This is a genomic window from Arthrobacter jiangjiafuii (assembly GCF_018622995.1).
Classification (GTDB): domain Bacteria; phylum Actinomycetota; class Actinomycetes; order Actinomycetales; family Micrococcaceae; genus Arthrobacter_B; species Arthrobacter_B jiangjiafuii.
This window is the reverse complement of the sequence record NZ_CP076022.1, coordinates 341897-353167: the sequence shown is the minus strand read 5'-3', so window position 1 is coordinate 353167 and position 11271 is coordinate 341897. Positions and strand designations below refer to the sequence as shown.

Below are 11271 nucleotides of genomic sequence, written 5' to 3'. Positions count from 1 at the left end.
TGCCCCGAGTGCCGGCCAGCAATCAGCATCGGAGGCCCGCCATGTCCGTACGCATCCAGAAAGCCGAGGGGCCTGCAGAGGAGCTCGAGGACAGCGAAGAGCTGAAGTACTCCTATCAGGTACCCCTGTCCGGAACACTCGTCATCCTTGAATCGGCGGATGAGGGGCGCTGGCTGGTGAGGAAGGAAATCTCCGCCACCCGCTGGAGCGAGGTCTCCGGACGGAGATACATCGGCGATACCGGTGTTGCCGGCGGCGTTGAAGGCGGCAAGGCCGAGGGCCGGCCCAAGACCAAGCTGCCTCAGCGGGTCTAGTCTGCGCCCCAGAACGCCTTGACGTCATCCGCGACGGCGGCCGCCTGCCGCTGGCCGGCCTCAGCGGACGGCCTCCGCGTGGACTGAAGCAGGAGGTTGGTTCCGAACGCCGCCAGGCTGGCGGCGTCGGCGTCGATCAGGAACGTCTCCGTTCGACCCTTCAGCTGCTCCAGCACCTGCGGCAGCGTGGGACCGAACGGGCTGTCCGGCGCTTCCGGGCCGCAGGAGAGCACCAGCACCTTGTCATAGTCCCCGGCGATGTCCGCGTTCGTTGCCGAGCGCATTCCGCCGTCCATGTACGGGGCGCCGTTGATGTGGACCGGCGGCCATGCTCCGGGAACACAGCAGCTTGCCGCCACGGCCAGCGCCAGGTCAACGCCGGAGGCGGCGTCGAACACTGTGAACGCGCCGTCGTCGGCGTTTACCGCCGTTATCTGCAAGGGGCGCTCCGGCCACTGCTGCGCCGGCAGCAGTGAGCGGATCGTGGTGACCCAGTCCTCTTCGGAGAGCTCTCTACCCGCAGCCAGGGCTTCCCGGCCGATCCGCGCCCGGGCGGCCTCCTCGCCACCCGGGCCGCGGGCGGCGTCGGCCATCATGTCCATAAACGCCTCCGTGCTGAAGTGGGACAGCTCCCCCTGCTCCATGGCGGTTTCCGCCGGGTCATCCTCGCGGAACTGCGCCGCCAGGACCTGCCGCAGCACGCCGAACCGCAGCACTGCACCCACCACGGACCCCGCAGAGGTGCCCACCACCAGGTCGGCGTCGTCCAGGTCGATGCCCTGCTCCATCAGGGTGGCCAGCACCCCCATTTCCCAGGCGATGCCCGCCACTCCCCCGCCACCAAGAACCACTGCCCGCGTCCGCACCGAATCAGTCATCCGGGCAGTCTAGTGGCCAGATTGGTGATTGCAGTCACTCGTTTTCGGCGCGGGGAGCCGGAGGTATTCAATGGAGGCATGGCATTGCGCGTACTTGTGGTTGGCCGGAAGCACGAAGACTGGGTTGTCGACGGCATCCGCCGGTATGAGAAGAGGCTGAAAAAGCCCTTCGACCTGACCTGGGTCTCCATTCCCCATTCCGCCCGGGAAGGCGACGCCGCGCGCAAGGAGGAATCCGAGCGGCTGCTGGGCAAGCTCGGCAGCGACTATGTGATCCTGCTCGACGAGCGGGGCAAAGCGATCACGTCTCCGGCCTTCGCCAAGACACTGCAGAAGCCGCTGGACAACGCCCGCAACGTCACCCTGATCATTGGCGGCGCCTACGGCGTGGATCAAAGCGTGCACGACCGCGCCGACTTCATCTGGTCCCTCTCCCCGCTGGTTTTCCCGCATCAGCTGGTGCGCCTGATCCTGGCCGAACAGGTCTACCGGGCGCAGGAAATCGCCGGCGGACGCCCGTACCACCACGAATAGCAGCCGGCTTTCCTTCCGGGTCCCCTCCCCGTGATCCCGGTACAGTGGAAGCGCCCCAACCCCACCGGCATGCCACCATGCCAGCGCCGCGCCTCGTGCGCCCCGAAAGGTCTCCTCCATGCGTCAGCTCCTTCTTCGTTCCCTGACAGCCGCAGGCGCAACCGCCGTCCTCATGGCTGCCGGAATGGGCGCCGCTTCCGCCCACGTGCACGTCCATCCGGATTCCACGGCGGCCGGCGAGAGCGCACTGCTCACCTTCGAGACCTCGCACGGCTGCTCCGGCTCGCCGACGACGGCGGTCACCGTCACTCTTCCGGATCAGGTCACGGACGCCACGCCGACGGCGCATCCCGGCTGGACAATCAGCAAGGTCACCGAGGACTTTGCCGAACCGCGGGTCCTGGACAACGGTACGAGCATCGCGTCACGGACCAGCCAGGTGGTCTTCACCGCCAAGGAACCGCTGCCCGACGGCGTCCGCGACACCTTCTCGCTGACCGTCAAGCTTCCCGACGCTGCCGGCGAGACGCTGGCCTTCCCGGTTCTGCAGTCCTGCGCCGAGGGCGAGACGGATTGGGCCCAGCTGCCGGCCGAGGGGCAGACCGACGCCGACCTGGAATCCCCCGCTCCGGTGATCACCGTGACGGAGGCGTCCCACGCTTCTGACGGGCACGGCGGCGGGCACGGGTCCGGGTCCGGGTCCGATGACGCGGATCAGCTGGCCGACGAGGACGACGTAGAGGCCGCCGCCGTCGCCGGCTATGCGGGTCTGGGTGCCGGCGTGCTGGGGCTTCTCTTGGGTGCCGTGGCCCTGTTCAGGACCCGCAAAGCGTAACGTTTGCGGCGTCATTTTCCGCCTGCCGGGCGGGGCTTATTTGACCCTGCCCGGCGGTGCGGAGAAAGTGAGGCTATGAATACCCGGTCTTGGAAATCCTCCTCAGTATTTGCCCTTGCTCTCGGCGCCGTTCTGGCGGTCAGCGGCTGCGGCTCCAGCGGTGATGAGGATGATGCGCCGTCGTCGTCGCCCTCTTCATCCTCGCCCAGCGCCAGCGCCTCCCCCAGTGCTTCGGGAGGTGCCGTCCGCAGCTCGCCGGCCCCAACGCCTTCTCCTACAGATGCCGCTCCGGTGCCGGACAGCCCTGTTGCCTGCTCGGCTGCCCTCCTGTCGGGCTCCGCGGAAGACACTGCCGGCGGCGGCGCTGCAGGCAGTGTCTACCGGACCTTGGTCCTGACCAATGTTTCGGCCGCACCCTGCACTGCGGCGCCCGGCTACCCGGGGGTTTCCTACCTCGACGCGGCAGGCCAGCAGATCGGCGCCGCTGCTACCCGTTCCACCGATGGTCCTGCCGCCGGCGGCTCCCTTGTCCTGGAGCCGGGCCAGTCGGCAGTGGCGGAACTGCGCGAGACCCGGGCCCAGAACTACGGTGATTCCTGCCAGGCCCAGCCCGCGACGCAGCTGCTCGTTTATCCTCCGGAGGACCTGGAGTCGGTGGCTATCGCGCATGAAGCCCTGGCCTGTGCCAACTCCGATGTCGAGCTGCTCAGCGTCGGGACCCTGCAGAAGCGGTAGTTTCACCCGGGCGGGCCGGGCGGCCTAGACGAACCCGGGCGGAGTAGCCGGCGGAGAATCCGGATGAGTAGCCGGATTTGCTCGCTCAGGGCCACGACTGTCCTGTCCTCCACAGGAGTTGTCAGAGGAGTGTCGCTGGAGGTCATTCCACATCTGGAGGGTTCTTCGGATCGGTACTGGTGTTCTCCGGAAAACTGGTTCCATGACAGCAGCAGTTGGGGTGGATGCACCCACAGGACCGGACTCATCCGGCGCGCCACCCTGGGAGGGCAGTTCGGCTGACCGTGCTGATCCCACGGATTTTCTGGGTTCGGTGACGGAACTCGGTGAGGCGCTGGATATTCTCCGACCCGACGCCTTGTCGGCCGCCGCTTTGATGAGTACAGGCGCCGCGGCAATCCTCGCTGCCGAGGTGGAGGCCATCTCACGCACGGTCGAATACCTTCAGATCGTCTGTGCCGGCGCTCTTGAAACCCATCGGGTTGCCTCGTCGCTGGGCGTAACTCGGGCAGCAGCCTTGGTCCCGGACGTGGCGGATCTGCCCGGTAGCGATCCCGTTGCAGCCGGGACCGCCGAATTTGCTGCTGGGAAGGTCCATGCCGAGTTCCGTTCCACCGCCGACTATCTCCGCAGCCGCCTGCGCATTGGGCGGGGTGAAGCTCAGCGGCGTTTGAACCTCGCATCCGCCCTGCTGCCGTCAAGCACTGCCACCGGACAACCGTTGCCGCCGGCCCTGCCGGCCCTTGGCGGGGAACTGGCCTCCGGAACAATCTCCTCCGCTGCGGCCGCCGTCATATCGGACGCCGTGGAACAGATCAGGCACCGCACCGATGCCGAGACCGCCGGAGTCGTGGAGGCGGATCTGGCTGCCCTCGCTGCACACCAGGACCGGGACTTTCTGCTGCAGGTTGCCCGCCGCTGGGTGTTGCTGGCGAACCAGGACGACGCGGAGCCGTCGGAAGAAGAACTGCGCCGTTTCCAGGGGATATTTCCCGGCAGGAAGAAGAACGGTCTCAACCACTTGAAGATCTATTGCACCGATGACCAGCACGAAACACTGCTCACGGTTATGAATGCAGCTGCCGGTCCTCGGATCCAGGACCGTGCTGCGTCCGCTGCAGACGGAGATGGTGCTGAAGGAAGCGGCGGTGTTCCGGAAAACGTCAACGCGGAACCCCCTCACGCTGAAGGCATCGACGGCACACCCGCTGACCCAGGTACAGTCTCGAGACTGGACCAACGAAGCCGCCCCCAGCGTCTACTGGGCGGGCTGGTCGATGCTGCGAAAGCTGCTCTGGCTGCCGGTGGCGTTCCGGCGGCTGGAGGACTTCGCCCGCAGGTCATGGTCACCATTGATGCTGCCTCGCTTCTGAAGTCACTCGACTACGGTTCGGCCTTGAAATCCACTGCTGACCTGGACCGGGTGGAGTGGGTCAGAGGCAAAGGAGCAGGCGCGTCCGGTGCCACGGATCCTGTACCCGGCTTCAGCCTCGGTTCAGGGTCCCCCGGCGCAGGGTCCCTCAGCTCAGGGTCCTTTGGCGCAGGGGCCTTTGCGTTTGCCGGTCCCGTAGCAACGGCTACGGTGCGGAGGATCGCCTGTGACGCTGACCTGCTGCCTGTAGTGCTCTCGGGCGAGGGACGGATTCTGGATGTTGGCCGGGAACAGCGCCTCTTTCCACCCCACTTGAGGAAAGCTCTCCATGCCCGGGACCAAGGGTGCGCCTTTCCCGGCTGCTCCATTCCCGGACCGTGGACGGAGGCGCACCACATTGACTTCTGGAGCCGGGGCGGACCTACCTCCACCGACAACGGCGTCCTCCTGTGCTCGCACCACCACCATGAAATCCACAAGGAAAACTGGCTCATCAAAATGCAGTCGGGCATCCCGTGGTTTGTTCCGCCTGCCTACGTCGATCCGGACCGCGTTCCGTTGCGGAACTTGTACTTCCGGGGGTTGGTGGGCTCCGGATCGATCCTGACCGGCGAAGGCCTGGCTTCATAGCGGCAGGGGCAGGAATTCGGCCCGCAGCCAAACCTCGCGGTGCAGTCCAAAAGTGTCGGGGCAGTGCGGAACAATGGTTCCCATGACATCGGGACCGTCGGTGCTGCAGAAGTTCACGCCCGCCACCAGGGAGTGGTTCGAGGGCGCCTTCGCTGCGCCGACGCCGGCCCAGGCCGGAGCGTGGGAAGCGATCTCCGAAGGATCCAACGCCCTTGTGGTTGCCCCCACCGGGTCGGGCAAGACTTTGGCGGCCTTCCTTTGGGCGCTGGACAGTTTTATTGCGTCGGCAGCCGCTGCTCCTTCCACACCTGCCGGTCCTGGAGTTTCCGCCGATTCAACGGCTGCGGCTCCTTCCACGGCTTCCGTGCCGGTAGCTTCCGGCTCCGCAGCTCCCGGCCCCGTCGAGCCTGCCAAACCCGCCAAGGCGCCCGGACGCAAGCGCAGCACCGAGCCCAAACGCATGACCAAAGTCCTGTACATCTCGCCGCTGAAAGCCCTCGGCGTCGACGTTGAACGGAACCTGCGCGCACCGCTCATCGGCATCACCCAGACCGCCAAGCGCCTGGGCCTGCCAGCCCCGGCCATCACGGTCGGGGTCCGCTCCGGTGACACGCCGCAGAATGAGCGCAGGGCGCTGCTGACCAGACCGCCGGACATCCTCATCACCACGCCGGAATCCCTGTTCCTCATGCTGACCTCGCGGGCGAGGGAGACTCTGGCCGAAGTGGAAACGGTCATCGTGGACGAGGTCCATGCCGTCGCCGGAACCAAGCGTGGCGCCCACCTGGCCGTAACCCTGGCCCGGCTGGACGCGATGCTGCCCAAACCGGTCCAGCGCATCGGCCTGTCAGCAACCGTGGAACCGCATGAAACCGTGGCCCGGTTCCTCGGCGGAAACGCCCCCGTGCACATCGTGGCGCCGTCCTCCACCAAGTCCTGGAACCTCACCGTGACCGTGCCTGTGGAGGACATGTCCGCCCTCGGAGGGGCACCCGCGGCCGAAGACACCGCAGAGGGCGGCTTCGCCCCGCAGGCCAGCATCTGGCCGCACGTCGAGGAACGGATTGTCGACCTCATCGAGGCCAACCGCTCCACCATCGTGTTCGCCAATTCGCGCCGCTTGGCGGAACGGCTGACGGCACGGCTCAATGAAATCCATGCCTACCGCCAGGAAGCAGCGGCCCTCGCGGTGGCCGATTCTGCAGCGACCGGAACCGACGGGCAGACGCTTCCCGCCCGCCCTCCTGCACAGCTGATGGCCCAGGCCGGAGTCTCCATCCGGTACCGCGAGCCGGAGCAGGCTGCGGTCGAGGACGATAACCCCGTGCTGGCCCGCGCCCACCACGGGTCGGTGTCCAAGGACCAGCGGGCCATGATCGAAGATGACCTGAAATCCGGACGCCTTCGCTGCGTCGTCGCGACCAGCTCCTTGGAACTGGGCATTGATATGGGTGCCGTGGACCTGGTGGTCCAGGTCGAATCCCCGCCCTCGGTGGCCAGCGGCCTGCAGCGGGTGGGCCGCGCCGGACACCAGGTCGGGGAAACGTCCCAGGGCGTTTTGTTTCCCAAGCACCGCGGCGACCTGCTCAACTCCGCCGTTGTCGCCGAGCGGATGCTGGCCGGGCAGATTGAGCCTCTCTTCATCCCCGCCAATCCGCTGGATATCCTCGCCCAGCAGACCGTTGCGGCAGCGGCACTGGGTTCCATCGATGTGGAGGAATGGTTCGACGTCGTCCGGCGGTCTGCGCCCTTCGCCGGCCTGCCGCGGTCGGCGTTCGACGCCACCCTGGATCTGTTGGCCGGACGCTACCCCTCCGACGAGTTCGCCGAGCTGCGCCCCCGCATTGTCTGGGACCGCACCGAAGGCACCATCACCGGACGTCCGGGGGCGCAGCGCCTGGCCGTCACCTCCGGCGGAACCATTCCGGACCGCGGCCTGTTCGGCGTGTACCTGGTCGGCGATTCCGAGGGGAAAAACAGCCGCCGCGTCGGTGAGCTCGACGAGGAGATGGTCTACGAGTCCCGGGTCGGAGACATTTTCGCCCTGGGCGCGACCAGTTGGCGGATCGAGGACATCACGCATGACCGGGTGCTGGTCTCCCCCGCCTTCGGCCAGCCCGGAAAGCTGCCGTTCTGGCGTGGAGACACGTTGGGCCGGCCGGTGGAACTGGGCCGGGCTCTGGGCGCCTTCGTCCGGGAAATGGCCGGCAGCGACGACGCGAAAGCGGCCGAACGCCTCACCGCCGTCGGGCTCGACGAGTGGGCGGCCGGAAACCTGATCGCCTATCTGCGCGAACAGCAGCAGGCCACCGACGTCGTCCCCAATGACCGCAGCCTGCTCGTGGAACGTTTCCACGACGAGCTCGGCGACTGGCGGGTAGTCCTCCACAGCCCCTATGGAATGCCGGTGCATGCACCGTGGGCTCTGGCGGTCGGTGCACGGCTGAACCAGCGGTACGGGCTGGACGGTTCGGCAATGGCGTCCGACGACGGCATCGTGCTGCGCGTGCCGCTGATGGAGGATGAGCCACCAGGCGCCGAGCTGTTCCTCTTCGACCCGGAGGAACTGGAATCGATAGTGACGGCAGAGGTGGGCGGATCCGCGCTTTTTGCTTCCCGCTTCCGCGAATGTGCTGCCCGGGCCCTGCTGCTGCCGCGGCAAAACCCGGGAAAGCGAAGCCCGCTGTGGCAACAGCGGCAGCGGTCGGCACAGTTGCTGGACGTCGCCAAGAAGTACCCGACGTTCCCCATCGTGCTCGAAACGGTGCGTGAATGTCTGCAGGACGTCTACGATCTGCCGGCCCTGAAGGACATTGCGGCCGGAATTGAACGCCGTGAAATCCGGCTGGTGGAGACCACCACGCCCTCGCCGTCGCCGTTCGCCCGCTCCCTGCTTTTCGGCTATGTCGGCGCGTTCCTGTACGAGGGCGACTCGCCGCTGGCCGAACGCCGCGCCGCCGCCCTGTCGCTGGATCCGACGCTGCTGAACGAGCTGCTGGGCCGGGCTGAACTGCGTGAGCTGCTGGATGCACGGATCATCGCCGAAACCGAACGAGAGCTGCAGCGGCTGGCAGTGGACCGCCGCGCCCGCGGAATCGAAGGAGTGGCCGACCTGCTGCGGCTGCTGGGTCCGCTGACGCCGTCCGAGGTGGCGGAACGATTGCAGCCTGCTGCCGAGACGGCGGTGGAGGGTGCAGATTCGCAGGACCTCCCAGCCTCCCTTGAATACGCCTCCAACCTGCTCGAGCAGCTGGTCCGGTCCAACCGCGCCCTGAAGGTCGGGGTCGCTGGAGCCACGCGCTATGCCGCAATCGAGGATGCGGCACGGCTGCGCGATGCCCTCGGCGTGCCGCTGCCGATGGGCGTTCCCCTGGCGTTTATCGAGCCGGTCGCCGATCCGCTGGGCGATCTGGTGGGCCGCTACGCCCGAACCCACGGGCCGTTTACTGCAGCGGAAGCCGCCGCCAGGCTGGGACTCGGTGTCGCCGTCGTCAATGCCACTTTGCAGCGCCTGGCCGGAGAGGGCCGGGTGGTGGAAGGGGAATTCCGGCCCGCGGAAACCCAGATCCTGGACGCTGCAGCCGGCGTCGACACCACCCCGGGGGCCGTCATCACGATTCCCGGTGCGCCTGCGGGAACCGAATGGTGCGATGTGGAGGTGCTGCGCCGGCTGCGCCGTCGTTCCCTGGCCGCCCTGCGGTCCGAGGTGGAGCCGGTGGATCCGGCCACCTACGGCCGTTTTCTGCCGGTCTGGCAGAACGTCGGATCTTCGCTGCGCGGGCTCGACGGCGTAGCCACCGTGATCGACCAGCTCTCCGGAGTGCCGATTCCGGCATCGGCCTGGGAGCCGCTGATCCTGGGATCCCGGGTCCGCAACTACACACCGTCGATGCTCGATGAACTCACGGCCACCGGAGAGGTGCTCTGGTCCGGAACCGGCTCCCTGCCCGGAAACGACGGCTGGATAGCCCTGCACCTGGCCGAAAACGCCCCGCTGACGCTGGCGCCTGCGGCCGACTTTGAGCCCACTGACCTGCAGCTACAGCTGCAAAACCTGCTGTCCGGCGGTGGAGCGTACTTCTTCCGCCAACTCGTTGATGCCCTGGCTGCAGGCAGCCCGGAGGGTTCCGCTGCCTCTGACGGTGCCGTGATCAGTGCACTGTGGGATCTGGTCTGGGCCGGACGCATCAGCAATGACACCTTCACTCCGGTCCGTTCCCTCCTCTCCGGCGGCAAGACGGCGCACAAGCAGCGGGCTGCCACTCCACGGGCCCGCACCGCACGGCTGGGCCGGCTGGGCCGGGCACCCGGCGCGTCGCTGACCGGAAGCTCGATGCGGCTGGCCGCAGGCAACCAGCCGGCCACCCTGCGGAATGCTCCGGCACTCGTGGCCGGGCGCTGGAGCCTGCTGCCTCCGGTGGAGCCGGACACCACCATCCATGCCCACGCCACCGCCGAACTGTTGATGGACCGCTACGGCATCCTCACCCGCGGCTCTGTCGCCAGCGAGGGGACCCCGGGCGGTTTCGGCCTGCTGTACCGGGTGCTCGCCCGGCTGGAGGAGATGGGCCGCTGCCGCCGCGGATACTTCATTGAGCAACTGGGTGCCGCCCAGTTTGCCGTGCCGGCCACCGTGGACCGGCTGCGCTCCTTTTCCGAGGACGGGCAGCTGCGGAAGTCGGAACCCACGGCAGTGGCCCTGGCCGCGACAGACCCGGCCAATCCCTACGGTGCGGCGCTGCCGTGGCCGCCACTCGACGGTGGCCACCGGCCCGGACGGAAAGCCGGAGCGCTGGTGGTTCTCGTGGACGGCGATCTGGCCCTGTACGCAGAACGGGGCGGAAAGACACTGCTCACCTTCACCGAAGACCCGGCAGCGCTGGAGCTTTCCGCCACCGCGCTGGTGGGCATCATCCGGCGGGGAGCTGCGGAAAAGATGGCCATCGAAAAGGTCAACGGCACTGAAATCCTCGACACGGACGCGGCGCGGGCCCTCATCCACGCCGGTTTTTACACCACACCCAAGGGGCTGCGCTACCGTGCCTGAGGGGGATACCGTCTGGCGTGCCGCCCGGGAACTGAATGCCGCACTGGCCGGCGAAACCATCACCCGGTGCGATATCCGGGTGCCCAAATTCGCTACGACGGATTTCAGCGGCCGGACCGTCTCCGGAGTCGTCTCCCGCGGAAAGCACCTGCTGATCCGGATCGGCCCGTTGGATGTCGCCCCGGTGGATGAGCACGCGCCAGACCGGGCCGCGAGCGGACCGGAAGACGGCTGGCTGCTGCATTCGCACCTGAAAATGGAAGGGCTCTGGCACGTCTACGACCGCGGGCAGCGCTGGCGGCGCCCGGCGTTCAAGGCCCGCTGCATCCTGGAAACAGCGGCCAAGCAGGTGGTGGGCTTTGATCTGGGCTTCCTCCGCGTCCTTCCACAGGCCGAAGAGGACGACGCCGTCGGTTACCTTGGCCCGGACCTGCTGGGACCGGATTGGGATGCGGCCGAAGCACTGCGGCGGATCGAATCGGTACCCGAAAGGCCCATTGGCCTGGCGCTGCTGGATCAGCGTAATCTCGCCGGAATCGGGAACGTCTACCGGTGTGAAGTGTGTTTCCTGGCCGGAGTGCATCCGCTGACACCGGTGGCGCAGGTACCCAACCTGCCCCGCATCGTGGACCTGTCCAAGCGGCTGCTGGAAGCCAACAAGCTGCGCAGCCGCAGAATCACCACCGGAAACATGCGCGGCGACCCGCTCTGGGTCTACAACCGGGAGACCCGCGGCTGTCTGCGCTGCGGAACGAAGGTGCTGCACGAACTGGTCGGCGACAACGCCCTGGAATTGCGGGACCTCTACTACTGTCCGCACTGCCAGCCACTGCCGGCAACCTAGGCCCCTCCCGTCGTCGTGCGCTGGCTTCCCGGCACACCTGGCTGAAACCAGCCCTGCCGGGAACTCGGTAGGCTGGAAGGGT

Annotated in this window: 8 protein-coding genes; 7 read left to right on the top strand and 1 reads right to left on the bottom strand. The window is 67.3% G+C overall.

All coding sequences use genetic code 11. From position 1 onward, the window contains the following. Positions 1 to 41 precede the first annotated feature (41 nt). A complete protein-coding gene (locus KKR91_RS01850) occupies positions 42 to 314 on the top strand; it encodes a hypothetical protein (protein ID WP_210231384.1) in 273 nt (90 codons plus the stop codon). Here KKR91_RS01850 and KKR91_RS01845 read toward each other — a convergent pair. Further along, positions 311 to 1192 carry a patatin-like phospholipase family protein gene (locus KKR91_RS01845; protein WP_210231385.1) on the bottom strand — a complete coding sequence of 294 codons (882 nt, stop codon included), beginning with the start codon at positions 1190 to 1192 and terminating at the stop codon, positions 311 to 313. The two genes, KKR91_RS01850 and KKR91_RS01845, sit on opposite strands and share 4 nt — an antisense overlap. Before the next feature lie 78 nt (positions 1193 to 1270). Here KKR91_RS01845 and KKR91_RS01840 point away from each other — a divergent pair, with 78 nt between their 5' ends. The 6 genes from KKR91_RS01840 (at position 1271) to KKR91_RS01815 (ending at position 11189) form a co-directional block, all read left to right on the top strand. Then, on the top strand, positions 1271 to 1726 hold the full coding sequence (locus tag KKR91_RS01840) for a 23S rRNA (pseudouridine(1915)-N(3))-methyltransferase RlmH (protein ID WP_210231386.1): 456 nt from the start codon (positions 1271 to 1273) through the stop codon (positions 1724 to 1726). Between the two features lie 118 nt (positions 1727 to 1844). Next, positions 1845 to 2561: a YcnI family protein gene (locus tag KKR91_RS01835; protein ID WP_210231387.1), complete on the top strand. Its 717-nt coding sequence runs from the start codon at positions 1845 to 1847 to the stop codon at positions 2559 to 2561. 75 nt (positions 2562 to 2636) lie between these two features. Next, positions 2637 to 3296 carry a DUF4232 domain-containing protein gene (locus KKR91_RS01830; protein ID WP_210231388.1) on the top strand — a complete coding sequence of 220 codons (660 nt, stop codon included), beginning with the start codon at positions 2637 to 2639 and terminating at the stop codon, positions 3294 to 3296. A 202-nt stretch (positions 3297 to 3498) separates the two neighbouring features. Then, the gene (locus tag KKR91_RS01825) at positions 3499 to 5298 is read left to right on the top strand and encodes an HNH endonuclease signature motif containing protein (RefSeq protein ID WP_210231389.1); all 1800 of its coding nucleotides are present in this window, start codon (positions 3499 to 3501) and stop codon (positions 5296 to 5298) included. Positions 5299 to 5371: 73 nt separating this feature from the next. Then, on the top strand, positions 5372 to 10345 hold the full coding sequence (locus tag KKR91_RS01820) for an ATP-dependent helicase (RefSeq protein ID WP_210231390.1): 4974 nt from the start codon (positions 5372 to 5374) through the stop codon (positions 10343 to 10345). Continuing rightward, positions 10338 to 11189, top strand: a complete 852-nt coding sequence (locus KKR91_RS01815) for a DNA-formamidopyrimidine glycosylase family protein (RefSeq protein ID WP_210231391.1) — start codon at positions 10338 to 10340, stop codon at positions 11187 to 11189. The genes KKR91_RS01820 and KKR91_RS01815 overlap by 8 nt, the downstream gene beginning before the upstream one ends. Positions 11190 to 11271 lie beyond the last annotated feature (82 nt).